The 24,568-nt window shown below is 62.9% G+C and carries 21 protein-coding genes; 18 read left to right on the top strand and 3 right to left on the bottom strand.

The annotated features are described in order from the left end of the window. Positions 1-57 precede the first annotated feature (57 nt). The 10 genes from JYP46_RS15285 to JYP46_RS15240 all read left to right on the top strand — a co-directional run bounded on the left by JYP46_RS15285 (position 58) and on the right by JYP46_RS15240 (position 11,268). Complete coding sequence (locus tag JYP46_RS15285) at positions 58-963, top strand: NAD(P)-dependent oxidoreductase (RefSeq protein ID WP_206548583.1); 906 nt, start codon at positions 58-60, stop codon at positions 961-963. Then, complete coding sequence (locus JYP46_RS15280) at positions 932-1,867, top strand: NAD(P)-dependent oxidoreductase (protein ID WP_206548582.1); 936 nt, start codon at positions 932-934, stop codon at positions 1,865-1,867. Before JYP46_RS15285 ends, JYP46_RS15280 begins: the two co-directional genes overlap by 32 nt. Next, on the top strand, positions 1,864-2,541 hold the full coding sequence (locus tag JYP46_RS15275; RefSeq protein ID WP_113156857.1) for an RraA family protein: 678 nt from the start codon (positions 1,864-1,866) through the stop codon (positions 2,539-2,541). The genes JYP46_RS15280 and JYP46_RS15275 overlap by 4 nt, the downstream gene beginning before the upstream one ends. Next, positions 2,542-3,759, top strand: a complete 1,218-nt coding sequence (locus tag JYP46_RS15270; protein WP_206548581.1) for an alpha-hydroxy acid oxidase — start codon at positions 2,542-2,544, stop codon at positions 3,757-3,759. It abuts the gene before it with no gap. A gap of 156 nt (positions 3,760-3,915) precedes the next feature. Beyond that, positions 3,916-5,997 carry a hydantoinase/oxoprolinase family protein gene (locus JYP46_RS15265; protein ID WP_206548580.1) on the top strand — a complete coding sequence of 694 codons (2,082 nt, stop codon included), beginning with the start codon at positions 3,916-3,918 and terminating at the stop codon, positions 5,995-5,997. Further along, positions 5,994-7,655: a hydantoinase B/oxoprolinase family protein gene (locus tag JYP46_RS15260; RefSeq protein WP_206548579.1), complete on the top strand. Its 1,662-nt coding sequence runs from the start codon at positions 5,994-5,996 to the stop codon at positions 7,653-7,655. The genes JYP46_RS15265 and JYP46_RS15260 overlap by 4 nt, the downstream gene beginning before the upstream one ends. Before the next feature lie 44 nt (positions 7,656-7,699). Next, complete coding sequence (locus tag JYP46_RS15255) at positions 7,700-8,689, top strand: TRAP transporter substrate-binding protein (protein ID WP_206548578.1); 990 nt, start codon at positions 7,700-7,702, stop codon at positions 8,687-8,689. A 46-nt stretch (positions 8,690-8,735) separates the two neighbouring features. Next, positions 8,736-9,260 carry a TRAP transporter small permease subunit gene (locus JYP46_RS15250; RefSeq protein ID WP_206548577.1) on the top strand — a complete coding sequence of 175 codons (525 nt, stop codon included), beginning with the start codon at positions 8,736-8,738 and terminating at the stop codon, positions 9,258-9,260. Continuing rightward, entirely contained in the window at positions 9,253-10,539 is a 1,287-nt protein-coding gene (locus tag JYP46_RS15245; RefSeq protein ID WP_113156851.1) for a TRAP transporter large permease, read from the top strand. Before JYP46_RS15250 ends, JYP46_RS15245 begins: the two co-directional genes overlap by 8 nt. A 3-nt stretch (positions 10,540-10,542) precedes the next feature. Further along, positions 10,543-11,268 carry a GntR family transcriptional regulator gene (locus tag JYP46_RS15240; protein ID WP_113156850.1) on the top strand — a complete coding sequence of 242 codons (726 nt, stop codon included), beginning with the start codon at positions 10,543-10,545 and terminating at the stop codon, positions 11,266-11,268. An 18-nt stretch (positions 11,269-11,286) separates the two neighbouring features. Here the strand turns inward: JYP46_RS15240 and JYP46_RS15235 are convergent, their stop codons facing one another. From JYP46_RS15235 to JYP46_RS15225, 3 genes are all read right to left on the bottom strand, one after another. Beyond that, the gene (locus JYP46_RS15235; RefSeq protein ID WP_113156849.1) at positions 11,287-12,066 is read right to left on the bottom strand and encodes an IclR family transcriptional regulator; all 780 of its coding nucleotides are present in this window, start codon (positions 12,064-12,066) and stop codon (positions 11,287-11,289) included. Between the two features lie 106 nt (positions 12,067-12,172). After that, positions 12,173-15,544 carry a hydantoinase B/oxoprolinase family protein gene (locus JYP46_RS15230; RefSeq protein WP_206548576.1) on the bottom strand — a complete coding sequence of 1,124 codons (3,372 nt, stop codon included), beginning with the start codon at positions 15,542-15,544 and terminating at the stop codon, positions 12,173-12,175. Further along, entirely contained in the window at positions 15,541-16,038 is a 498-nt protein-coding gene (locus tag JYP46_RS15225; protein WP_206548575.1) for an ureidoglycolate lyase, read from the bottom strand. The genes JYP46_RS15230 and JYP46_RS15225 overlap by 4 nt, the downstream gene beginning before the upstream one ends. A gap of 197 nt (positions 16,039-16,235) precedes the next feature. On the opposite strand from JYP46_RS15225, the gene JYP46_RS15220 reads away from it, so the two are divergent. From JYP46_RS15220 to JYP46_RS15185, 8 genes are all read left to right on the top strand, one after another. Continuing rightward, the gene (locus JYP46_RS15220; RefSeq protein WP_206548574.1) at positions 16,236-17,030 is read left to right on the top strand and encodes a creatininase family protein; all 795 of its coding nucleotides are present in this window, start codon (positions 16,236-16,238) and stop codon (positions 17,028-17,030) included. Beyond that, positions 17,027-18,325, top strand: a complete 1,299-nt coding sequence (locus JYP46_RS15215) for a cytosine deaminase (protein WP_206548573.1) — start codon at positions 17,027-17,029, stop codon at positions 18,323-18,325. The genes JYP46_RS15220 and JYP46_RS15215 overlap by 4 nt, the downstream gene beginning before the upstream one ends. Then, on the top strand, positions 18,322-19,716 hold the full coding sequence (locus JYP46_RS15210) for an FAD-binding oxidoreductase (protein ID WP_206548572.1): 1,395 nt from the start codon (positions 18,322-18,324) through the stop codon (positions 19,714-19,716). Before JYP46_RS15215 ends, JYP46_RS15210 begins: the two co-directional genes overlap by 4 nt. Positions 19,717-19,758: 42 nt before the next feature. Further along, on the top strand, positions 19,759-21,006 hold the full coding sequence (locus JYP46_RS15205) for an NAD(P)/FAD-dependent oxidoreductase (RefSeq protein WP_113156843.1): 1,248 nt from the start codon (positions 19,759-19,761) through the stop codon (positions 21,004-21,006). Positions 21,007-21,040: 34 nt separating this feature from the next. After that, complete coding sequence (locus JYP46_RS15200) at positions 21,041-21,868, top strand: ABC transporter ATP-binding protein (RefSeq protein ID WP_206544901.1); 828 nt, start codon at positions 21,041-21,043, stop codon at positions 21,866-21,868. An 8-nt stretch (positions 21,869-21,876) separates the two neighbouring features. Then, positions 21,877-22,737, top strand: a complete 861-nt coding sequence (locus JYP46_RS15195; RefSeq protein ID WP_206544902.1) for an ABC transporter permease — start codon at positions 21,877-21,879, stop codon at positions 22,735-22,737. Positions 22,738-22,859: 122 nt separating this feature from the next. After that, positions 22,860-24,026, top strand: a complete 1,167-nt coding sequence (locus tag JYP46_RS15190; RefSeq protein WP_113156840.1) for a hypothetical protein — start codon at positions 22,860-22,862, stop codon at positions 24,024-24,026. A 116-nt stretch (positions 24,027-24,142) separates the two neighbouring features. After that, a complete protein-coding gene (locus JYP46_RS15185) occupies positions 24,143-24,532 on the top strand; it encodes a RidA family protein (RefSeq protein WP_206994562.1) in 390 nt (129 codons plus the stop codon). Positions 24,533-24,568: the final 36 nt, after the last annotated feature.

The raw sequence follows: 24,568 nt of genomic DNA, 5'->3' as shown, positions 1-24,568 counted from the left end.
TTGTATCAAGCTGAATGGCAATCCGATGCCATATGGCGCTCGGGAGGAGACAAAGAAATGAATGATTCGTCCGGCACTCACGGTGTCCGGTTGCTGGTCGTCGGCTTCGGCGCCGCAGGCCGGGTATATTGCGAGGCGTTCGCAAAAGCAGGCGCAAAAGTCACTGCCGTAGACCCCGCACTGAATGCAACCGCCATGGAAGCGGCAGGCAGGCTGGGGATTGATACATCGCACACGCTTCCTGACACACTTGACGGCATGGACCTGGCTGTCGTTCTGACGCCGGCCTCCGTGAGCCTCAAGATCGAAGCAGCGATTGGCGAGCGGCCGGGCGACTGCCCCGTGCTCGATCTCACATCCTCGACGCCCGAGGCGATGCACGCGGCGCAGGAGCTTTTGGGAGACCGGCTCGTTGACGGCACGGTGATGGGCGCTGTCGGGCTTGGCGGCGTTGCAACACCGATGATTCTTGCCGGCGAAAAGGCGCAGGCGGTTGCCGATATCCTCGCTCCGCTTGGCTGTCGCATAACCTGCCTTGATGGGGTTCCGGGAGACGCCAGCACACTGAAACTCCTGCGCTCGCTTTTCATGAAGGGCCTTGAAGCGCTTGTGGTGGAAACACAGCTTGCCGCAGCAACGCTTGACCAGAACGAGAACCTGCCGCTCGCCCTGTCCGACCTCTCGGAAGTCGACATCAATGCCTTCCTGGCCGAAATGCTGCGCACCCATCCAAAACACGCAGCCCGCCGGCATGTGGAGATCGTTGCCGCTTCAGACCTCATGGAGAAGGCCGGCATGCGGCCGATCATGGCTGATGCAGCATCAAGCCTGTTCGCCAGAACCGCCTCCTTTGGGGCCGGTCCGGATGAAACGCCCGATCACGCGATCAACTGGCTTCTAAAAACCACCCAACCGGACTGTGAGGAGCGGCATGAGCAATCGCCCGGTCATCTGGATCACTGAACCGATCCACGCCGACGCGCTCGACAAACTGGGTGCGGTCACGGAAATCCTGGGCCCCGGCCCGCTTCCAGAAGCGCGCAGCGACGAAGTTCAGGCGATCATCGTGCGCGCCAACACGATCGACAGAACGCTTTGCGACCGTCTGCCAGCACTTCGCGTCGTGGGCAAGCACGGTGCTGGAACGGATAATATCGACCTGCCCCTGATGGCGGAACGCGGCGTTGAAGTGTTCAAGACCGAAGGCGCGAACGCCGAATCGGTCGCGGACCTCGCCGTGCTGCACGCCATGACCCTGCTTCGCAGCCCGCACCGGCATGACCAGGCGTTGCGCAAAGGCCGAAACGGCGATGACGGCGTTCGCGTCGGCTACGAATTGTCGGAGCGCCGCGCCGGCATTCTCGGCGTCGGGGCCATTGGACGTGCGGTGGCGAAACGCCTGTCGGACGGGTTCGGCGCGCAGGTTCACGGATACGACCCCGTGCTGCCGGAGCAGCTTTGGCCGGAAACCATCGCCCGTAAAGCGGATTTCGACGCCTTTCTGGCAGAAACGGATCTTCTTTTCCTGCATCTGCCGCTGACGCCTGAGACACATCATCTGATCGACGCGCGGGCGCTGGATCAGCTTCGCGCCGGCGCATTCGTGGTGAATTGCGCGCGCGGCGGGATCGTGGATGAAGCCGCTCTGGCGAAGGCCATGCGGTCCGGTCAGATCGCGGGCGCTGCCTCGGATGTGTTCGAAAGCGAGCCGCCTCCGCCTGACGCGCTGCTTTTCGCGGACGACCTGAATTTCATCGGCACCCCTCATATCGGCGCATCCACGCAGGCCGGCCTGCGCCGTACCGGCATGATGATTGCCGACAAAGTCTTGAATGCCCTGTTGCTTGAGAAGGAAGTAGAACTATGACCATCGGCTTTTGTGTGCGCAAACGGCAGCGGCGCGTGGAGCAGAGCACCATTGACGCGTTTCGTGAGCTGCCGGTCGCCAATGTGAGCGATTGCATGTCGCGCATGTATGCCGGTGGCGCGCGGCTGCGGCCGATCCACGACGCTCGGAGCGTTCTGGCAGGACCGGCCCTGACCGTCCGCACCCGTCCCGGCGACAATCTGATGCTGCATCATGCGCTCGACATTGCCGAACCGGGCGACGTGATCGTTGTGGACGCCGGCGGTGACCTGACCACGGCGATCCTCGGCGAGATCATGGTTGCGATTGCGAAAAAGCGCGGGGTTGCCGGCATCATCGTCAATGGCGCAATCCGCGATGCCGACGAGATCCGGCGCATGGATTTTCCGCTCTACGCTGCGGGCGTCACCCATCGCGGCCCCTACAAGGACGGCCCCGGCGAGGTGAACACCACCATCGCAATCGACGGCATGGTCATCGAACCTGGCGATCTGGTGCTTGCCGATGGCGACGGAGTGCTTACAGTGCCGTTCGACCAGACGGAAACCATCCTCGCCGCGACGCGCAGGAAACAGGACGCAGAACAGGTTGAAATGGCCAAGATTGCCGATGGCAGCGTCGAAAGAGGCTGGGTGATGGAAAGCCTGCAATCGCGCGGCTGCGAATTTGAGTAGATGAACGATACGACTTCCACGGACCCGGTCTCCATTTCGCGGCGCAAGCCGTCCAGGGTGCCGCGCAGGCTGCGCGGCCACCTTTCACTGGATGATTTCGAGCGCAGTGCGCGCCGGCTCCTGCCGAAGTCGATTTTCGGATATGTCAGCGGCGGCGTGGAGACGGATGCAAGTCTGCGCGCCAACCGCGCAGCCTTCGGGCATATCGGTCTCCAGCCACGCATCTTGCAGGACGTTTCGCAGCGTTCTCTGGAAACGCGCCTGTTCGATCAGAGCTATCCAGTGCCTTTCGGCGTTGCGCCGATGGGTTTTAGTGCACTGGCAGCCTTTGACGGCGATGTGGTGCTGGCCAGAGGCGCGGCGTCCGCCGGCAGTTTTGCAATCTGCTCGGCAGCGTCCCTGACGCCGCTCGAAAGGGTCGCCAGAGAAGGCGGAAGCCGCTGGTTTCAGGCCTATATACCGGGCAACATGGGGCGCATCGAGCCGCTTCTGAAACGCGTTTCCTCTGCCGGTTTCGATCATCTTGTGGTGACCGGCGACGTTCCGGTGGCGGGCAATCGCGAAAACAATGCGCGCAACGGCTTCGATGCACCCTTTCGCATCACGCCGCAGCTTGTCTGGCAGGGCATCACCCATCCCCGATGGACGCTCGGCACGCTGGGACGTGAAATCGCGATGCGCGGCATGCCGCATTTCGAAAACATGGAGGCCGTACAGGGCCCGCCTCTTTTCTCCCGCGATCTCGTTCGCTCGACCATCGAGCGCGACCGGCTGTGCTGGGAGGATATCCGCCGCATACGCGACCTGTGGTCGGGCCGCCTGATCGTGAAAGGCGTTCTGCACCCGGATGATGCGCGCATGGCCCGGACGCTGGGCTGCGACGGGGTCATCGTTTCCAATCATGGTGGCCGCCAGCTCGACACAGCCGTTTCGCCCCTTCAGGTTCTCCCCTCGATACGGGAAGCCGTGCCGGAGATGCCCGTCATGTTCGACAGTGGCATCCGCCGGGGCACGGATGTTCTGAAAGCGATCATGCTGGGGGCGGACTTCGTCTTCGTGGGGCGTCCCTTCCTCTATGCAGCGGCAACCCACGGCGAGGACGGCGTGCGACACGTGGCGGCGCTGCTGCGCGAAGAAGTGGACCGCGACATGGCCCTTCTCGGCATCACCACGCCATTGCAGATGCGCGAAGCCGCCGAACTCTCCCTGCCCCGCTGACCCGTCACCGACTGCGACATTCGTAAAGCGCCTTCGACCGGAGGCGCTCTCCAGCCATGCGCGCTTTCTCACAGGCAGAAACGGGCCGGCGCGCAAAAGCCTTGCGCAAACCGAAAGGTTCATACTATTAAAAATCGTACAGACTAGGAAGTTCCGATGACCAGACTTGCCATCGACATTGGCGGCACCTTCACCGACGTCGTTCTCGAACGCGAGGGCGCGATCCATTCGCATAAATTGCTCACCACGCCGGCCGCCCCTGAAGAGGCCGCGCTGGAGGGAAGCGCCTTTCTGGTTTCGGAGCTGGGTCTTTCCTTCGCCGATGTGCGCACGGTCATCCACGGTACGACGCTCGCCACCAATGCGCTGATCGAGCGGCGCGGCGCGAAGACGGCCTTCATCACCACGGAAGGTTTCAGGGACATCCTCGAGATGGCCTATGAGAAGCGTTTTGAACAGTACGACACCGACCTGCAGCTTCCGCAGGCGCTGGTTCCGCGCGAACTGCGCTTCACACTGCGCGAGCGCATCGCCGCAGATGGCAGGGTTCTGGCTGCGCCGGATCGCGAGGATGTTCGGGCTCTCGCCGCGCGCCTTTGCGACGAGGGCGTTGAGGCGGTCGCAGTCGGCTTCCTGCACGCCACGGTCAATCCCGCGCATGAAAAGCTGGTTCACGACTGGCTGCGCGAAGACCTGCCCGCCAAGGTGACGATTTGCCTTTCCTGCGAGGTTTCGCCGGAAATCCGTGAATATGAGCGTTTTTCGACCACCTGCGCCAACGCCTATGTGCGCCCGCTCATGGCGCATTATCTGCACCGCTTCGACGCTGCATTACGGGAGCGCGGCTTTGCCGGGCAGTTCATGCTCATGCTTTCGGGCGGCGGTTTGACGACGCTGGAACAGGCGGCCCGCATTCCCATCCGACTGGTGGAATCGGGACCGGCCGGCGGCGTCGCGCTGGGCGCGCGTGTTGCGCGCGAGACCGATGAGGCAAAGCTTCTCGCCTTCGATATGGGCGGCACGACTGCAAAGATCTGCTTTCTTGAAGATGCCGTTCCGGCCACCACCCGCCGCTTTGAAGTTGCCCGCGCATGGCGTGACATCAAGGGCAGCGGCCTGCCGGTTCGCGTGCCGACCACGGAACTGGTTGAGATCGGCGCGGGCGGCGGCTCCATCGCCAGGCGCGATGCGCTTGGGCGGCTCGCGGTCGGACCGGAAAGCGCAAGTTCGGTTCCAGGCCCCGCCTGTTACGCGCTGGGCGGCGCCATGCCGGCCATCACCGACGCCAATGTGGTGCTCGGCAAGATCCGTCCCGAAGGCTTTGCCGGGGGCAAGATCACGCTTCAGCCGGAGCTTGCGACCGCCGCCATAGAAGAACATGTCGCCACGCCGCTTGGCCTGAGCTCTGCCGAATGGGCCGCAGCCGGCATTCTGGAAGTGGGCGAGGAAGCGATGGCCAATGCCGCGCGCGTTCATGCCATCGAACAGGGCAAGGATGTCACCCGCTACACGATCATGGCGTCCGGTGGCGCAGGCCCGTTGCACGCGGTGCGCATTGCCGAAAAGCTGGGCATTGCGCGTGTCATTATTCCGACGTTTGCCGGCGTGGGGTCCGCCCTCGGTTTCCTGAGTGCGCCGGTCGCCTATGAGGTGGCCCGCTCGACGCTTGCGCCAATGGAGCGCCTGGACCTCAACCGTCTCGCCATGCTGCAGGAAGAGATGCGCAGGGAGGCGTCCGCAGTGGTTCTGCCGGCCCTTGCCGAGGGAGAACCGGCGACGATCAGCCTTGCAGCCGAACTGCGCTACAGCGGACAGGGACACGCGCTGCGCGTGCCTCTCGAAAAACCGCTTGCAAACCCCGCCGATGCAAAGGCGCTGGAGCAGGCTTTCATCACGCTCTACCGCGAGACTTACGGCACCGTTCTGGAAAACAATCCGGTCGAACTGGTCGCCCTGTCGCTCATCTGCCGTGGCCCGGCCGCACCGCTGGTGGAAGCGCCGGCAGCGGACGCCGGAAAGCAAACGACCATTGCCGGAACGGTAAAGGTGTTCGACCCGGTGCGCGGCGAATTCGTCGAAAGCGCGCTGGTGCCGCGTGAAGGGCTGGCGCCCGGCCAGCCCCTGCCCGGCCCCGCCTTGGTGAGCGAAGCCCAGACCACCGCCTACGTTCCGACCGGATGGGCGATTACGCTTCATCCCTTCGGTCATGTCATTCTCGACCGCGAGGTGCGGCCATGAACGCCACCACTCCCCTTTCCGACGCAGACATCATCGCCATGAACGTGCTCTGGAACCGGCTGATTTCGGTTTCGGAGGAACAGGCCAACGCGCTTCTGCGTGTGGCTTTCGGTGCGATCGTTCGCGAGTCCGGAGACCTGTCCGCCGGCGTTTTCGATGCCGAAGGCCGCATGATGGCGCAGGCCGTCACCGGCACGCCGGGCCATGTGAACACGATGGCGCGTTCCGTCTGCGCCATGCTGGAGCACATTCCGGCAGATACGCTGGTCGAAGGCGATGTGCTTGTCACCAACGATCCCTGGCTGGGTGCCGGCCATGTGTTCGACTTCGTTGTCGTCACGCCGGCATTCGTGAATGGGCGGATTGTCGGCTACCTCGCCTCGACCTGCCATGTGGTCGACATTGGCGGGCTCGGCTGGTCGGCCGAAGGGCGCTCCGTTCAGGAGGAAGGCGTTCTCTTCCCCGTGATGAAGCTGCGCAAGGCCGGTGTTCTGAACGAGGATTTCCTCGGCATCGTCACGGCGAATTCGCGCATCCCGCGCGAGGCGCGGGGCGACATCATTTCGCTGATGAGCTGCAATGATGAAGGGCTGAAGCGGCTGCTCGACCTGATGGCCGAATACGAGCTGACCTCGTTGCAGCCACTGGCCGCGTTCATCTTCGAGCGCTCCGCCACGGCCACGCGGGAAGCCATCGCGCGGTTGCCTGCCGGTATTTACAGCGCCGACACCACGCTTGACGGTTACGATGCGCCAATCGAGATCAGGGCGCGGATGACCATCGGCGACGGGGTGATCGAGGTTGATCTGGCCGGTTCGTCGCCTGCCGCTCCGCGCGGCATCAATTGCCCACTCGGCTATAGTCAGGCCTATGCCTCCTTCGGCATCAAGGTCGCGGTCGCGCCGCATGTGCCCAACAACCACGCCTCGCTGGAGGCAATCCGCATTACTGCGCCTTCCGGTCTGATCGTCTCTGCCGAGCGCCCCGCGCCGGTCACCGCGCGGCATGTGGTTGGGCAGGCTCTGCCGGACCTGATGCTTGGCTGCCTCGCACAGGCCATGCCGGGGCAGATCCTTGCCGAAAGTGCGGGTGCGCTCTGGGTTCTGGCGATTTCCGGCGAAGACGCTGGGCCGGAAGCCCGCAGTTTCGCTTCGCTCAATGTGGCGCTTGGCGGCATGGGCGCACGGCCCGCATCCGATGGGTTGTCGACGACCGCCTTTCCTTCGGGCGTCGGTGTGGTTTCGGTCGAAGTGGCCGAATCCGTCGCTCCGCTCATCTATGAGCGCAAGGAATTCGCACCGGACAGCGGCGGCGCGGGAAAATGGCGCGGCGGGCTCGGGCAGGAAATCCGCATCCGCGCGGCAAAGGATCAGGCGCTGATCGTGTCCGCCGCCGCGTTCGAGCGGCTGAGACGCGGCGCGGAAGGCCGGGAGGGCGGCCTTTCCGGACTGCCGGGCGCTGCCCGCATTACCGACGGAACGGAGATCACGTCGAAAGGGCTCTACCGGGTTCCACCGGGCGAGGCGCTGGTGTTGCGCACACCGGGTGGTGGCGGCTTTGGCCCCGCAACCGAACGCGGAACGGAACGCGTGGAAGACGATCTGCGGCGCGGCATGATCACGCAAGCTGTCGCGCACGAGATCTATGGCTTGAAATGAAGTGAAGAACCGACAATAGCACCTTCAAGAGGAGAGAACGGACAATGATCGCATATTCACTCAAGGCACTGGCGGCAGGCGCAGCGCTTGCTCTCGTGAGCGGTTCGGCAATGGCCCAGACCAAGCTGGACTTCTCGACGCCGTGGCCCGAGACGAACTTCCAGAACGTTGCGGCAAACAGGTTCGCTGAAGCCGTGAAGGAAGCCACTGGCGGGTCCGTCGAGATCACCGTGCACAAGGGCAGCGAGATTGGCGTTTCCGCCTCGGAATCTCTGGCAGCCGTGGAAAATGGCATTGTGCAGATGGGCAGCGTCCTTCTCTTCCTTCAGGCTGGCGAAGAGCCGGTTCTGGCGATGGACACCCTTCCCTTCCTGATCCGCGGACAGGATGAGATGAAACTCTTCCTCGAAGCCGCATCGCCGCTCTATGACGAGATCGCCGAGCGCCACAATCAGAAGATCCTCTACTATGTTCCGTGGCCTTCGCCGGGCGTCTACTCGCGTGAGAAGATCAGCTCCTCCGCCGACATGGAAGGCGTGCGCATTCGCGCATTCAACCCGGCCAGCTTCCAGTTCCTGACGCTGCTTGGCGCAGCACCGCTGGAAATGCCCTGGGGCGATGTCGCCCCCGCTCTGGCCGCCGGCACCATCGACGGTGTGGCCACCTCCACCTCCTCGGGCGTCGATGGCAAATTGTGGGATCTCACCGCCTTTTTCAGCCCCATGCAGTGGTCCACCTCTTCGGACGCCGTAACCGTCAATCTCGATACCTGGAACGCGCTTTCGCCCGAAGAGCAGACCAAGATCGAGGAACTGGCTGCAAAGATGCAGGATGAGTTCTGGGCGCTCTCTGCAGCCGAAGACGAAACCAAAGGCAAGACTCTGGCCGAAAACGGCATGACCATGGTTCAGCCGGACGAGAGCCTCATGACGCTGATGGGCGAGAGCGGCCGCACCATGTGGGATGAGTTCATCGAGCGCGTGCCCGAGGCCGGCCCGGTGATCGAAGCCTACACCAAGGCAGCCGGCAAGTAGCCAATTCCGGGCGTCCTTCAACGGGACGCCCGCTTCCGGGGGCCCAATGTTGCACGGCTTTCTGAAATTCTCCGACACGACGTCGTGGCTGGCTGAAACGCTGGCCAGCATCCTGCTATACAGCTTTTGCCTCCTGATGCTGGCGGAAGTCTTCAGCCGTGGCTTTCTCGCCACCAGCCTGGCGGTGTCGTGGGAGTTTTCGAGCTTTGCGATGGCCGGGGTCTTCCTGCTCGGCGCCGGTCCGGCGCTGCGGCGCGGCAGCCATGTGCGTGTCACACTTGCGCAAGGCTTTCTCGGGCTGCAGGGACAGCGCTGGCTCAACATTGCGGCGACGGTTGTCGGTATCGCGCTGGCGCTGCTTGTGTTGATTTCCTTCTGGTCTCTCTTCGCCAATTCATGGGCGCGCGGCCTGCGCCAGTCGAGCTACACGAACACGCCGCTCATCTATCCGCAGGCACTCGCCGTTCTGGGTGCAGCGCAGCTCGTTCTGGACCTGTGCGCCCGCACGATCCGATTATGGCTCGACCTGCCGGCCGAACAGCCGCTTGCCAAGGAGGAAGCCGATGCTTGAGATCGGGCTCCTCACGCTTCTGCTGTTTGCAGCGTTTCTGCTGGGCTCGGTCTGGGTCGGGCTTTCGCTCTTTGGCGTGGCGTTCACGCTGCTTGCCGTCTTCAAGCCCAACCTGCCGCTGATTGCCTATACGGGCAAACTCCTTTGGTCGTCGCTCACCGCACAGGAACTGCTGGCGCTGCCGCTCTTCATTCTGATGAGCGATATTCTGGTGACGGCGCGGCTCGGCCAGTCTCTCTTTTCCGGGCTCGCACCATGGGTGACCCGCCTGCCCGGTGGATTGCTGCATGTGAATGTCGCCGGATCGACCCTGTTTGCCGCCGTTTCCGGCTCATCGGCGGCGACGACGGCCATTGTCGGGCGCGTCACCCTGCCGGAACTTGAAGCGCGTGGCTATGACCGGCGGCTTTCCGTCGGTTCTCTGGCCGGCTCCGGCACGCTCGGCTTCCTGATCCCGCCCTCGATCATCATGATCATCTACGGCGTGGCCGCGCAGCAGAGCATTCTCGAACTGTTCATCGCAGGCATCGTTCCCGGCATTCTTCTGGCGACGATCTTTGTGTCCTACATTGCCGTGGCGCACACGGTTTCAGGGCGGCAGGAAGAGCGCGCGCGCTACAGCTGGGCGGACCGATGGCGCGGCCTGCGGGAAATCGGGCCGATGGTCGCGCTTATCGGCGGCATCATGGGCGCGCTCTATTTCGGGCTGGCCAGCCCGACCGAACTTGCCGCGACCGGTGTTCTGGGCGCGCTGATCCTTTCCTGGGTGCGCGGCGGCCTGACCTTCAAGGGGCTGGCGATGGCCGGACGCAGCGCCGTAGCAACCAGCGCCATGATGGGGCTGATCCTTGCCGGCGCGGCCCTGTTGAACGCAGCGCTCGGCTTTCTGGGGCTCCCGAAGGCGATTGCAGGGCAGATTGCGCTGCTTGAGCTTTCGCCGATGATGCTGATCGTTTTCCTGCTGGCGTTTTATGTGCTGATCGGCATGTTCCTCGACGGCACGTCGATCATCGTGATGACCCTGCCGATCACCCTGCCGCTGGTGGTCGCAGCCGGTTTCGATCCGGTCTGGTTCGGCATTTTCATCGTGATCGCCGTCGAAATTTCGCAAATCACGCCACCGGTCGGCTTCAATCTGTTTGTTATTCAGTCGCGCACCGGTCTTCCGATGTCGTTTCTCTTCAGAGCGGTGTTTCCCTTCTTCCTAATCATGCTGGGTTTTGCCATTCTACTTGCAGTCTTTCCGCAAATTGTCCTCTGGTTGCCGAGCAGTATCTGATCGATGAATGCACCTCTTCCCCGCCACGCCCAACTCACCCAGACGCTGCGCGACCGCATCACGTCCGGCGCGCTGAAACTGGGCGAAAGGCTGCCGCCGGAGGTCGATCTTGCTGCCGACTACAATGTGAGCCGCACCACGCTCCGCCGCGCCATGGCCGAGCTGGAAAGCGAGGGGCTGGTCGAAAGACGCCGCCGGCTTGGAACAATTGTCGTCTCCAACCAGCCGCAAAAGAGCCTGCGCATGGCGACCAGCGGTTTCCCGGAACTGCTCAGCCTGACGAAGAGTTCACGGCTTCAGGTGCTCAAGACGCGTCACGTGGCCGATGGCGAAAGCCCGTTTCTGGGCAAGCATCAAAGCTCTACCGGCTTCTGGCTGGAGATCACGGCGGAACGTTTTCTCGGGCAGTCCGAAAAGCCGGTCAGCTGGCTGGTCATGTTTGTCGATGGCGCGTTTGCGGGGATCGACCCGGTTCTCGACCGGGTGGGCGGCTCGGTCTTCGAGCTCATCGAAGGTCTCTTTGATCTGCAGATCACGCGGCTGCGCCAGTCCGTGACGGCGCTTGCCTGCCCGTCGCAGGCCGCCGCCTCCATCGGGCTGGAAGCGGGCATGCCCGTCATTGCGCTCGATGCAGAACTTTACGCCGAAGATGGCAGGCTCGTTGAGATCACCCACGCGATCTACGACCCCAACCGGTTCCGGCTGCGAACGGATGTCTGGATGGACTGAAGCCGGGTTGTGTTCGTTCTAGAAAACCGCGCCGATGTCGTTTGTGCAGCGCAGCAGTTTTTCGATCAAGCGGTCGTGAAGGTCGTTTTCGTCATACTGGCCCTGCGGGAAGATGATCGACACCGCGCCCACGACACGCTTGTCGCGGTCAAAGACCGGAAGGGCGAGCGAGCTGACGCCTTCCACATATTCCGATTCACTGAACGAGAAGCCGCTGAACCGGATGGAGTTCAAAAGGTCGGTGAACTCCCGGCGCTCGACCAGCGTTTTTTCCGTATAGGCAGACAGGCTGAGGCGATCGAGGATCGCTTCGCGCTCTTCCCTGTCGAGGAATGCGAGGATGACGCGGCCGGCGGCAGTCGGCGTCAGCGGCACGCGGCTGCCGACAGTGACCATGTTGAGCGTGAAGCGGCTCGGCACGAAAGCATGGGCGACATACACGGCCTCGTCGCCATCCAGCATGGCGAAGGATACCGATTCCCCGATCTCGTGAGAGACGTTGCGCAGAACCGGCTGCACCACCTGCGGAATGCTGCGGGTTTCGAGGAACCCGCGCGTCAGCCGCAGCACGCGCGGCGTTAGCTGATAGCGCCCGCGATCATGGGCCACGAAACCGAGCTGCTCCAGCGTGCGCACGAGACGCCGTGTCACCGCGCGGTTCAGCTCCACCTTCTCGGCGATTTCCGAAATGGTGAGTTCGCTGTTACGCCCCTCGAAAGCCATGATAACGGACAGGCCCTTGCCGAACGTCAGGGATACTTCCTTGTCGTCCTTGTCGAGCAGGTGATGCAGTATCATGACTAAGCTGGCCTCCAGCGCCCCAGCGGCGCTTATCCGCGATCTTATCGTATCCGAAATTCAAACAGTATGCCGCCCTGCGGGCGGGCGCTTCGATCAGCAGCGCCTATCCTTCCTGCACGCCATACCCGGCTCCGCCACAGCTTTCAACGACCAGTTGATCCCCGCGGCGAAGAACCGGGGCTGAACGGCTGCCCAGTTCCTCCACAGTTCCATCGGCCCGCACGACGCGGGCGGCGGCAGGCTGCGGCGCACCGCCACCCAGAAGTCCATCGGGAACATGTCTGAACCGGTCGCCGCGCAGCGAAACATTGATGCCGTCCTGCAGGGCGAGATATCGGCGCTGGATGCCATCACCGCCGCGATAGCGCCCCGCCCCGCCGGAGCCACGGCGAATGCAGGCGCTTACCAGACGCACGGGGATCTGCGATTCCAGCGCTTCGCCCGGCATGTTCATCGCGTTGCCGACATCGGTGGAAATGCCTGAAACACCATCGCTCTGCGGGCCGCCGCCGGCGCCGCCGGCGATGATCTCCGTGGCGATGAAGCGCTTTCCATCTGCGCCCGCGCCCGAAAAGGCCAGCACGAAGGACATGCCCGAATTGGCTGCCGGCATGGTCTCCGGCAAAGCCCGGGCGAGCCCTTGCAGAAGCGTCGATGTGGTGCTGCGCACAATGCCCATGCGCGCATTGACGGCTGCCGGCGGCGAGGCATTGATCGCGCAGTTTTCCGGCAGGACCAGTTCCATGGTCCGCACCACGCCGCCATTGCGGAACACCGTATCGCCCATCGCGCTGAGCAGGCTGTAGAATGCAGCCGCGAACGGGCCTGAGCGCACGCAATTGATGGGTGCAGCCACCTGCCCGCTCGTGCCGGTAAAATCGGCGCGGAAAAGGCCGTCGCCGCAGTCGAGGCTGAGCGCGATGCGCACTTCCGGCAGGCCCGGCGCAGGATCGAGCTGACCGCTCGCCACATGTGGCCCCGGAGCCATGGCGGAAATCGTGTCGCGGGCGAGCGCCTCACCCCGCTCCAGACAGGTCACGATGCCTGTGGCGAAGGCATCCATCCCTATCTCTTCAGCCAGACTGCCGAGAAGCGAACCGGCTTTCACCGCCGCGCCGATCTGCGAGGAGAGATCGCCAAGCACCGTATCGGCCGCGCGTGAATTGGCGCTGATGAGATTGACCACGAGAGGGTCGATCCGGTCGCCGGCGCCCATCCGAAGCGGCGGCAGGCGCAGCCCCTCCTGGAAAATGTCCACCGCATCCGGCGGCACGGAGCCTGCCCGCATGCCGCCAATATCCTGATGATGAAGAATGCTCGCCGCGAGCGCGATCACCTTTCCTTCTGCGAAGACCGGCCGCATCACCGTCAGGTCAGGCAGATGCGTCCCGCCGAGGAAGGGGTCGTTCATGAGATAGAGATCGCCCTCGCGCATCGTCTCGACCGGGAAATGCTCGAGCATTGAACGCACGGAGCCATCAAGCGCCCCGAGAAGAAGCGGAATGGCGTCGGAAAGCGCCAGAAGCTCTCCGGTGGGGGTCAAAAGTGCTGCGGCTGCATCGTTTCCTTCACGCACCACGGGCGAGACCGCCGTGCGGAAGAGCATTTCCTGCATGGTCTGGGCGATGGCATTCAGGCGCATCTGCAATGTCTCGGGACGCAGCGCCACGGCGGCTGAATTGCGCCTGACAAAGGACACCAGCCCGCCTTCGATGACGCGCTCCCAGCCCGGGGCAGGCTGAAGGCCCATGGCCTCGCCCCCGGCGAGCTTCTTTTCCAGCGCCTTCTGTTCTTCAAGGAGGAAACGCCCGATCCTGAACACGAACCCCGCCTCGCGCGACGGATTGCCAAATCGCTCGGTGTGATAGGCAGTGAAGGCTTCGCGAATGGTCTCCACCGTCGGCTGCCCCTCATCAAGGGTGAGCGTGACGGGGTGCATGAAGGCGTTCGGCGCTATCGTGATCTGAACAACACCCTCGCTGGCGGCTGACGCCTCTGCACGGAGTGTGTCGAGCGCCTGTCGGAGGCGCTCGTCGGTCAGTCCATTGAGGGGCGCGTTCAGCGTTTCCGACGCTTCGCTAACATGCCGGGCCAGGAGAAGACCGGCAGCGCCCGACACTGCGGCGAGTTCATCAACAATAATGCGGTTGACGCCAAGCCGCTCGCCCAGCGCATGCGCCATGACACCGCCAAGGCCGCCGCCGACAATCAGCGGCACGGCTGCCGGGTCGACATTTCGGTCGACCGCGTAACGAACAAGAGCGGCCACGACGCTGTCGAGCGCCGCATCCCGGATTATCGCGGCGAGTTCGTCGCACCCGATGGCCGCCTCTTCGGCAAGGCGGGCAATGCGGTTGCCCGCATCCGGCGCGAGTGCGGCGGGCAATTGCCCCAGCGAAACGAGCGCGTCGGTAAGCGTGGGCGCATCGGTATTGGCATCGCCTGAAAAGCGGATGCCGGCAGCGCCCGCCCACTGTGCCCGCGCGCCGCCGCCCAGAGCGACGCTTTGAATGTCGGCCATGGGATTGCGTACGGGCACGCCGGCAACGACGCTGTAATGTGTCTGCGCCGGTGCGCCATTTTCCAGCAGCACAATGTCCGTGCTGGTGGAACCCATGTCGAGCGCAAGCGCCTGCCGGGAACCTGCCATTTCTGCGAGTGACGCGGAGAAAAGCGCAGAGGCCGCAGGACCGCCCATCAACTGCCGGCCAGCCGCAGTGCGAGCCAGCTTTGGCGTTACGAGATGACCACGCGAATCCGCAAAGGAGAGGCGGCCCGAGAAGCCGAGCCTTTCGAGTTCGTCTGCGATGCGATCCACATTTGCCTGCTGCGCCGGGCAAAGGGCGGCTTCCAGACAGGCCGAGACCGTGCGTTCATATTCGCGGGCATTGCCGTCGACCGTATGCGACAGGATGACGGGAATGCCGGGCGCGACTTCTGAAAGAATATCGGCGCAGAGGCGCTCATGCGCCGGATTGACGAAGGAGAACAGAAAGCAGACCGCAATGGCCTCCACGCCCTGATCGCGAAGCGCTGCACCCGCCGCCCGGATCTGATCGACCGACAGGGGGGCGATTTCCGCGCCGTTCCTGTCGAGTCGGCCTTCCACCTCATGGATGCCGTCCGGCATCACCAGAAATGTGGGGGATGGCGAGCGCGCGACCGGATCGTAAAGCTCGGAACGGTTTTGCCGGGCAAGCGCCAGCGTGTCCGCAAAGCCGCTGGTGGTGATCAGACCAACCCGGGCGACCTGCTTTCCAAGAAGCATGTTCACCGCGCCTGTTGAGCCCAGGCGGATCTCTTCAAGCGCCGTGGGTTCAAACGCCCATTGCTGTGAAAAATGCCGGATCGCAGCCGCGATCTCTTCGGCCACCGCTCCCGCGCCCCGCGTCATCTTTCCGGTGCGCAGGACGCCGTTCGCCGACAGCGCGAGGTCGACGGTCGAGGCTCCGATATCGATGCCCAGAGCGCTCAAGAGACGGCCTCTTGCAGTCGGGTTTCGAGCGCCGTTTCAAGCGGCAGGAATTCCACGTCCGTGCCGCCGCGCGTGCGCCACATGGTGGAAGCGAAATGCCCCGGCCCATCAAGGGCGATGATGCCGTGATGCCAGACGCCGGGATTGTAGATAACCACATCCTTCGGCCCGCCGATGAAGCCATGGGCGGCGCTTTCATGGGGATGGCCTTCCCACACGATCACGAGGTAGCGGGTGACGGACATGGGCACGAACATCTGCGAACTGTGCTCATGGCGCTCGGCCTGGTTGATGCGCACGACATCGCCCTCAGGCTGCACATCATAGAAATCCAGAGCGAGATCGACCGCCTCGGCATCATGCTGGAAGACAGAAGGAGACTTCGTCAAAAGCACCGTATCGGCCCGGATCGACTTTGTTATCCCCTGCCCCGCGCAGGCAACATGGCCATAGGGTGCAAAACTGGCGCTGTTCAGCTGTCGAACTGCAATCATTCCCGCTCTCATATTTTATTCGATAATCGAACTTTTGATCAATTATTATAACGACAGCTGACCGCTTCTCTGTCAATTCCAAATGCCGAACCTTTCAATTTCGCGCTTTCAGCGGCTCGGGATCGCACAAACCTGCTTGACGTCCGACTGCTTTCTTGCAACGCTAAGCGAACTAATGTTCGATAATCGGTGAATTGATGGCCTTTCGTCTCTGGAGCGAGCTTTCTGCTGACGACCTGAAAACACTGGTCGATGATGCGACTGTCGCATTGTTGCCTGTGGGCGCCATTGAGCAGCATGGTCCCCACCTGCCGCTCAGCACCGACACCACGCTTGCAGAGGGCATTGCACTGGAAGCGGCGAAGCGCGTGGAGGACGCGCAGGTGCTGGTTCTGCCGCCGGTCGCCGTCGCCAAATCCGATGAACACACGGGCTTTCCCGGCGTTCTGACCCTCGACGCAGCAACGCTTCAGGCCGTGCTCATGCAGATCGGCAGAAGCGTCGCGCGTTCGGGCATTCGCCGGCTTGTCTTCCTCAATGCGCATGGGGGCAATGTGCCGGTGCTGCAGATCGCAGCGCGCGCGCTGCGCATTGAAGAAGAGATGTTCTGCGTCGCCGCCGGCTGGATGAGCATGGGCTATCCGCCCGGCCTGATCCCCGAGGAGGAGTTGCGCGACGGCATTCACGGCGGACTGGTGGAGACTGCCGCCATGCTGCATCTGCGCCCCGATCTGGTTTGCATGGAAAAGGCGAAGAACTTCGTACCGGCCTCCCGTACGGTCGCCCAGTCGAATGATGTTCTGCGCCTGCTCGGCCCCGTTTCCACGGGCTGGACCATGAAGGATCTCAACGCCGATGGAGCCGCTGGCAATGCCGCGCTGGCGACGCCGGAAACGGGCAAGGCGCTCGTCGAGCATGCAGCCACACGTTACGCCCGGCTTCTCGAAGAGGTGGCGCGCTATGCGATCCCCTTCGGAGCGCCGCGCGTATGAACATCCGCGCCTGCGAGACACAAAAGAGCCGCTGGTTCACCAATGCCCGCGTCCCGGCTGCTCTGGCAGAGGGGTTTCCGCTCCGTGCGCTGGATCATGACAGCGGCCTTGCCACCATGGATTTCGGCATCACGGCGGATGGCGCGCTGACGCCGGAGAACAATGGCGGCGCTGAACTGGATCTCGCAGGACGGATGGTTATGCCCACATTCGTCGATTCCCACGTCCATCTCGACAAGGCCTATATCGTCAGGCGGACGGGCATTCCCCATGGCGGACTTCTGGACGCCGTGAAGCTTTCCGGCGCGGATGCCGCCAACTGGTCGCAGACGGACCTGAAAAACCGCATGCTTCAGGCGCTTGAACGCGCTTATCTGCATGGCACGTCCGCGATCCGCACCCATCTCGACACGCCGGTCATGCCGGATGAGAGCGAAGCCTGGCGCGTTTTTGACGAAATGCGCAGCGACTGGCGGGGCCGCATTGCGCTTCAGGCCGTCGCGCTGATGGCTCTGGAGCGCGTCGAACAGGCGGAGTTCATCGAACGCTGCCGACAAATCAGGCGTCTCGGCGGCGTTCTGGGCGCGTTCATTGCGCCGAAGACGGCAACGCCGGAGCGCCTTGATGCGCTGTTTTCCTGTGCCGGCGAAGCCGGGCTCGCGGTCGATTTCCATGTCGATGAAACGCTTGCGCCCGACGCCATGGCGCTCGAACTGATCTGCGACAGCATTCTGCGCACCGGCTTCAAGAGCCCGGTCATGGCCGGACATTGCTGCTCGCTCAGCTCCATGCCGATGGCAGACCGCGACCGCATCATCGATAAAGTGGCGCGGGCCGGCGTGCATATCGTCTCGCTTCCGCACTCCAACCTGTTCCTGCAGGACCGCTCCAATGGCGCAACGCCGTCGCGGCGCGGCATGACCACCGTGCGCGAACTGGCTGCGGGCGGCGCATCCGTGCACTTCGCCTCCGACAATGTGCAGGATCCCTTCTATCCCTACGGCGACTTCGACATGGTCGACCTTTTCCGCTCTGCGGTGCGGACAGCGCATCTCGAAACCGACATCGGCAGCTGGGCGGCCCGCCAGTTCCGCGAGGCCGCGAAGGCCTGCGGCTTCGGCCAGCACGGCCTTGTTGCGGCAGGCGCACCTGCCGACCTGATCATTCTCGATGCCAGCGACTGGCTCGACCTGATGAGCCGTTCTTCGGCCGGCCGCGTCGTTCTGCGCGGTGGCGCGCCGCTTCAACCGCTTCCCTTCAATCTGCGCGATCTTTTCGCGATGGAGTACTCATGACTGCAGATATTTCAGCGTGCCGCGAGGCGCTGGCCCATCTCGACATCGACGACAATCCCCAGACGGTGCGCCAGAAGAGCCGTGACTTCTACTGGTACAGCCCGATCCTGAAGGAACAGCTCGACGACGTGACGGCCGATCTGGTCATTGCGCCGCGCAGCGTGGAAGAAGTGGTCGAAATTCTCGCCGCCTGCTGGAAGCATGACGTTCCCGTCACCACGCGCGGGGCCGGAACCGGCAATTACGGTCAGGCCATGCCGCTTTCCGGCGGCGTCGTTCTGCACATGAAGCACATGAACGAGATCCTCGAGATCGGCGACGATTATTTCGTGGCGCAGGGCGGCACGGTGATCGAGCATATCGAGCGCTCGCTGCGCGCGGTCGGCAAGGAAATCCGCCTGTTCCCCTCGACCATGGGCTCGGCAACCATCGCCGGCTTCATCGCCGGCGGGTCCAGCGGTGTGGGTGCGATCCGCTGGGGCGGTCTGCGCAATCCGGCCAATATCCGCCGGCTGCGCCTCGTCACCATGGAAGAGACGCCGCAGATCATTGATCTGGTCGGCGCAAGCGACATCAGCAAGGCCGCCCATGCCTATGGCGTCAATGGCGTCATCGTTGAGGTGGAAATGCCTGCCGATCCGGCGACCGACTGGGTCGACGTGATCATCGGTGTCGACACATTCGAAAACTCCTGCAGGCTGGCGCTTGAGATCGGCGACGACGACACGGTCTGCAAGCGCATGCTTTCGAATTTCGAGGCGCCCATTCCGTTCAACTATTTCCGCAGGCACCGCCCCTATCTGGAGGAAAGCGAGGCCGTTGTGGCCGTGACCGTTTCGAAAGAAACACTGGACCGGCTTGTCGAAATTGTCGAAGGCTTCGACGGTGCGACGCTCAGGCTGCGCTACGACCAGCTGGAAGAGGGCGTGAAGCTGCCGGCGGCTTTCGAGCTTGCGTGGAACCACACGACGCTGCGCGCTCTGCGCGTCGATCCGACCATCACCTATCTGCAGATGATGATCCCGCGCCCGGTGATGTTCGAGAAACTCGCCGAGGTGAAAGAGCGGTTCGGAGACGAATTGCTGCTGCATTTCGAATTCACCCGGTTCGACGGCGTTGTCTCGCCCGTGGGCATTCCGATCGTGCGGCACACCAGCAATGAGCGGCTTGAGGAAATCATCCAGATACTGGAGCTGGAACTCGGCCTTCCGATCTTCAATCCGCACCGGATCACGCTGGAAGAAGGCGGCATGAAGAAGACCAACCCGCATCAGCTGGCCTTCAAGAAACAGGCCGACCCGAAGGGGCTTCTCAATCCCGGCAAGATGATCGCCTGGAAGGATCCCGACTGGTCCCCCTCTCCCGGCAAGACCTACCTCTTTGCCGAATGATTTCCATCACAGACTGTGATTTGACCGGGGGGAGATGAACACATGACCGGCAGCAAGGGACATGTAACCATCATAGGCGCGGGCATTGTCGGCGTGAGCTGCGCCGCGTTCCTGCAGCGCGAGGGTTTTGGCGTGACGGTGGTGGACCGGCTGGAGCCGGGGCTCGGCACGTCGTTCGGCAATGCCGGTTCGGTCTCGCCCAGCGCCATCCTGCCGGTGGCGATGCCCGGCGTCATGAAGAAGATTCCCGGCTGGCTGATGGACCCGCTTGGTCCGCTCACGGTTCGCTGGTCCTATCTGCCGTGGATCGCGCCATGGCTTGCCCGCTTCATCAGCCACGCCACGCGTGAGGAATGCGTTCGTGTGGCCACGGCGATGCGTTCGCTGATGGAAACCGTCTTCGACGATTATGGCGATATCCTCACCGGCGATGGGTTCAACCAGCTGATCCGCCGGAATGGCTGCCTCTACATCTATGAGAGCCGCCAGGAGCTTCAGGCGGCGAAATGGTCGCTCGACCTGCGCCGCAATCTCGGCGCGGAAATGATCGAAGTGGGCGGCGACGAGATCCGGCAGTTCGAGCCGGCCCTCAACAAACGCTTCGACATCGGCATTTTTGCGCCGGAGAACGGCTCGACCGTCGACCCCTATCTTCTGGTCAACAGCATTGCCGACCAGGTGAAGAAGAATGGCGGCAAATTCGTCACCGCCGAGGTCAAGGACGTCACACTGGGGCCGGATGGGCCGGTTGCGCTGGAAACCACTGAGGGTCAGCTCCCCGTCGACCGGCTGGTCCTGGCGGCCGGCGCATGGTCGTCGCCGCTGGCGCGCAAACTGGGCGCGAAAGTGCCGCTGGAAACCCAGAGAGGCTACCACGTCACATTCCCCAATCCGCAGATCGGTGTGAACCGCACCGTGATGTGGAACACCCGCAGCGTCTTCATCAATCCGATGGACTGCGGCCTGCGGATTGCGGGCACCGTGGAACTGGCCGGACTGAAGGCCGCGCCCAACTATGCGCGCGCGGACAAACTGACAGAAATCGCACGGGAGATGTTCCCCGAACTCGATACGACCGAACAATCCAAATGGATGGGCCACAGGCCTTGTCTTCCAGACAGTTTGCCGGTTATCGATCGTTCGCCACGCTTCTCCAACACCGTCTTTGCATTCGGTCATCAGCACGTCGGCATCTGCTCGGGAGGACCGACAGGCAGGCACGTCGCAGCGCTGATGGCGGGAAAAACACCCAAGATCGACCTATCGCCGTTTTCGGTGAGCCGCTTCTAGCGGGCGCACCGCATTTCAACTGGGAGGACTCATAATGACATTGCAGGCTGTTCCTCAGCCCCCGGACAGGACTGGAGGCAGGACCGGAGACGCAAGTTCTCCCGCCGGTCTTCCGATTGCCGGGAACGATGTCGCGCTTTCTTTCGAGAACATCTCGATGCAGTTCCCCGATGGAACGCAGGCGCTTGAAGATGTTTCGCTGACCATCCGCAAGGGCGAGTTCGTCTCGATCGTCGGCCCTTCGGGCTGCGGAAAGTCCACCCTTCTGAAGATCGCTTCCGGCCTGTTCCCCCAGACCTCGGGCATCGTCAAGGTGGATCGCAGCCAGCTTGGCTACACGTTTCAGGACGCGACCCTTCTGCCGTGGCGCAAGGTGCTCGGCAATGTGGAGCTTCTGATGGAGCTGCGCGGCTTTTCGCCTGAAGAGCGCCGCAGGATCGCCATGGAGCAGATCAGCCTGGTCGGGCTCGACGGCTTTGCCGAGCATTATCCCAAGCGCCTCTCCGGCGGCATGCGCATGCGCGCATCGCTGGCCCGCTCGCTGGCGCTTAACCCCAGCGTGTTCATGTTCGACGAGCCCTTCGGGGCGCTCGACGAGATCACCCGCGAGCGTCTCAATGACGAGCTGGTGTCGCTGTTCATGCGCAACGGCTTCAGCGGCCTGTTCATCACGCACTCGATTTCAGAAGCAGTCTATCTGTCCAGCAAGGTGGTCGTCATGTCGCGCCGCCCGGGACAGATCCTCGAAGTGTTCGACATTCCCTTCGCCTATCCGCGCGATCCGGAGCTTCGCTACACGCCTGAGTTCGCAACCCTATGCAGCGAAGTCTCCGTATCCCTGCGAAATGCTATCGAGAATTGAGACGATCGATGACACAGACACAGCCTTCATCCAATCTCACTGCACATTCGCCGGTTCCGTTCACGGCAGAGCGCGGGACGCTTGGAAACCTCCTCATGCTGCTCGTGCCGCCGCTCGTCCTGTTCGGCATGTTCATTCTCTTATACGCGATGGTGCGCGCGAACCTTGAGCCGCACCGCCAGTTTCTCATGCCCTCGGGCTATGAACTCTGGGATAAAGCGTTCGGCCTTTCGGACGTGCGCTGGGAACTCTTGACGCGCTCGCTCACCACGCTTGGCATCGCGCTCGCCGGCCTCTGCATCTCGATCCCGGTCGGCATCCTGCTCGGCGTGATCATGTTTCGCGCCACGATTCTCGAACGCGCCATGTTCCCGAACATCGTCGCGTTCCAGTCGATCCCGACGCTCGCCATCATTCCGCTGATCCAGACGGCGCTTGGCTTCGGCACGCTGCCGAAGGTTCTGATCGTGGCCAAGTTCACCATGTTCGCCATCCCGATCACCCTTCTCCTCGGCCTCAAAAGCGTTGACCGCGGCATCATCAACCTGTTCCGCCTGCAGGGCGCGAGCTGGCGCACGACGCTGGTCAAGGCATGCTTTCCGTCTGCAGCGCCGGCGCTCTTCGCCGGTCTGCGGATCGCGGCAAGCCTCGCCGTCATCAGCGCCATCGTCTCGGAGCTGTTCTTCCTGGCCGGCCGTGGCGGCCTTGGCCAGATGATCATCAACTCCAAGATCGACTTCAAATATGAGCAGATGTATGCGGCGCTGATGACTGCGACCTTCCTGTCGGTTTGCGTCTACATCGCCTTCACCTGGCTCGGGCACTGGTTGTTCTCGGACTGGCATGAATCCGGCGGCAAGGAGACCTGACACCAATTCTACGGGCGGGCGAAGAGCAGCCTCTCTTCGCCCGCTCGCATTTCCGCCTGGCATTGGTTTCCCGCCGCGAGCCGATGCCTTCTCGACCCACAACAACAATGAGGGAACTGAAAATGAGAAGCTTGAAGACTGCTTTGCTGGCAACCGCGATGGCCGCGCTTCCCGCCATTGCGCAGCCGGCCCTGGCTCAGGAGCCGGGCGATTTCGCCAAGAAGGCCTACACCACGCCGCTGGCCGATGTGTGTCCCAATCCCTTCATCGTGCAGAAGGACTGGCTTGCCCAGGCCGAACACGGTGCGCTCTACCAGATGATCGGTGGCGGCGGTAAAATGGAAAGCGGCCGCTACACCGGCCCGCTGGGCAGCACCGGCATCGACCTCGTCATTCTCGAGGGCGGCGGCGGCATGGGCCTTGGTGACGGCGAGACCGCCTATTCGGCCCTCTACATGGGCAACTCCAAGGCCGGCCTGCGTCCGCATCTGGGTTACCAGGAGCTGGACAATGCCTTCATCTTCTCCGAGCGCTTCCCGGTGGTCGGTGTCGTCGCGCCGCTCAACATCGCCCCGCAGGGCCTGTTCTGGGACCGCGAGACCTATCCGGACGGCTTCCACAGCATCGATGACATCATTGCCTTCGGCGAGTCCGGAAAGGGGATGATCTACGTCTCGACCATTCAGCGCACCTTCGGCCTCTACCTCTTGCAGTCCGGCGTCTCCCAGGACGTCTTTGTCGAGGGCTACCGTGGCGACGGCGAGAACTTCGTCACCAATAATGGCACCTGGCTGAACCAGGGCTTTGTCACCAGCGAACCCTATGCATTCTCCACCGGCAACAACTGGGGCAAGCCCATCGACGCAGTCACCGTCGGCGAACTGGGCTATCCCAATTACAGCGGCATGCTGTCGGTTGCGGAAAACCGGATGGATGAACTCGCACCCTGCCTTGAAAAGCTCGTGCCGATCATCCAGCAGGCCGTCGTCGACTACATGGACGACCCGGCCGAGGTTCTGGAAACCATTCACGACTTCACCCAGGGCGGCTACGCCACGTCCTGGTGGAAGCTGTCCATGGACAAGCTCGAATATGGCTGGAAGACGCTCAAGGAGCGCGGCATCATGGGCAATGGCTCGAATGACACGATCGCCGACTTCGACACGGAGCGCGTGGCTGTCATGTTCGATATCGTTCAGCCCTGGCTGGATGAGCGCGCCAAGGAAGGCCTCGATCCGCAGAGCGTCGTGACGAACCGGTTCATCGATCCGGGCATCGGCCTGAAATAACCCGTCGCTCGCTCCCGTCGAGACCAGAAATGCCGCTCCGGAAACGGGGCGGCTGTTTTCTTTCGCGGTTTGCCATGCATCATGGCGGCCGCCCCATCTGTCAGAAGGAGAGACGCTTGGCCATTCCCGTGAACCCCGGTGATCTTCCGCCACCCTTTTCCAATTACAGCCATGCCATGCAGGTGCCGGAAGGCGCGCGTCTTCTCGTGTGCTCCGGCCAGCTTGGCATGCGCCCGGACGGCACGATCCCGGACGATACGGCCGAACAGGCCCGCATCTGCTTCGACAATATCCGCAAGCTTCTTAAGGACGCGGATATGGATTTCGAGGATGTGGTGCGCATCAGCGCCTTTGTGACGGGCCGCGAGCACATGGCGCCCTATATGGATGTGCGCAATGCCCTGTTCCCTGCGCCCTACCCCGCATCCACACTGATGATCGTGAGCGGGTTCACAAAGCCCGAATTCACCGTCGAGGTGGAAGTGCTGGCCGCGAAGCGCGACTGATCGTTTCCAAATGATCGTTCATTGAAAAGGCCCGCC

This window comes from Nitratireductor aquimarinus (assembly GCF_017255295.1).
In the GTDB taxonomy this organism is placed as follows: domain Bacteria; phylum Pseudomonadota; class Alphaproteobacteria; order Rhizobiales; family Rhizobiaceae; genus Nitratireductor; species Nitratireductor aquimarinus.
This window is presented reverse-complemented; position numbering and strand designations above follow the sequence as displayed.

Coding starts and splice junctions, on each gene's coding strand:
- JYP46_RS15285 (WP_206548583.1), top strand. CDS start 58: ATGAATGATTCGTCCGGCACTCACGGTGTCCGGTTGCTGGTCGTCGGC.
- JYP46_RS15280 (WP_206548582.1), top strand. CDS start 932: ATGAGCAATCGCCCGGTCATCTGGATCACTGAACCGATCCACGCCGAC.
- JYP46_RS15275 (WP_113156857.1), top strand. CDS start 1,864: ATGACCATCGGCTTTTGTGTGCGCAAACGGCAGCGGCGCGTGGAGCAG.
- JYP46_RS15270 (WP_206548581.1), top strand. CDS start 2,542: ATGAACGATACGACTTCCACGGACCCGGTCTCCATTTCGCGGCGCAAG.
- JYP46_RS15265 (WP_206548580.1), top strand. CDS start 3,916: ATGACCAGACTTGCCATCGACATTGGCGGCACCTTCACCGACGTCGTT.
- JYP46_RS15260 (WP_206548579.1), top strand. CDS start 5,994: ATGAACGCCACCACTCCCCTTTCCGACGCAGACATCATCGCCATGAAC.
- JYP46_RS15255 (WP_206548578.1), top strand. CDS start 7,700: ATGATCGCATATTCACTCAAGGCACTGGCGGCAGGCGCAGCGCTTGCT.
- JYP46_RS15250 (WP_206548577.1), top strand. CDS start 8,736: ATGTTGCACGGCTTTCTGAAATTCTCCGACACGACGTCGTGGCTGGCT.
- JYP46_RS15245 (WP_113156851.1), top strand. CDS start 9,253: ATGCTTGAGATCGGGCTCCTCACGCTTCTGCTGTTTGCAGCGTTTCTG.
- JYP46_RS15240 (WP_113156850.1), top strand. CDS start 10,543: ATGAATGCACCTCTTCCCCGCCACGCCCAACTCACCCAGACGCTGCGC.
- JYP46_RS15235 (WP_113156849.1), bottom strand. CDS start 12,066: ATGATACTGCATCACCTGCTCGACAAGGACGACAAGGAAGTATCCCTG.
- JYP46_RS15225 (WP_206548575.1), bottom strand. CDS start 16,038: ATGATTGCAGTTCGACAGCTGAACAGCGCCAGTTTTGCACCCTATGGC.
- JYP46_RS15220 (WP_206548574.1), top strand. CDS start 16,236: ATGGCCTTTCGTCTCTGGAGCGAGCTTTCTGCTGACGACCTGAAAACA.
- JYP46_RS15215 (WP_206548573.1), top strand. CDS start 17,027: ATGAACATCCGCGCCTGCGAGACACAAAAGAGCCGCTGGTTCACCAAT.
- JYP46_RS15210 (WP_206548572.1), top strand. CDS start 18,322: ATGACTGCAGATATTTCAGCGTGCCGCGAGGCGCTGGCCCATCTCGAC.
- JYP46_RS15205 (WP_113156843.1), top strand. CDS start 19,759: ATGACCGGCAGCAAGGGACATGTAACCATCATAGGCGCGGGCATTGTC.
- JYP46_RS15200 (WP_206544901.1), top strand. CDS start 21,041: ATGACATTGCAGGCTGTTCCTCAGCCCCCGGACAGGACTGGAGGCAGG.
- JYP46_RS15195 (WP_206544902.1), top strand. CDS start 21,877: ATGACACAGACACAGCCTTCATCCAATCTCACTGCACATTCGCCGGTT.
- JYP46_RS15190 (WP_113156840.1), top strand. CDS start 22,860: ATGAGAAGCTTGAAGACTGCTTTGCTGGCAACCGCGATGGCCGCGCTT.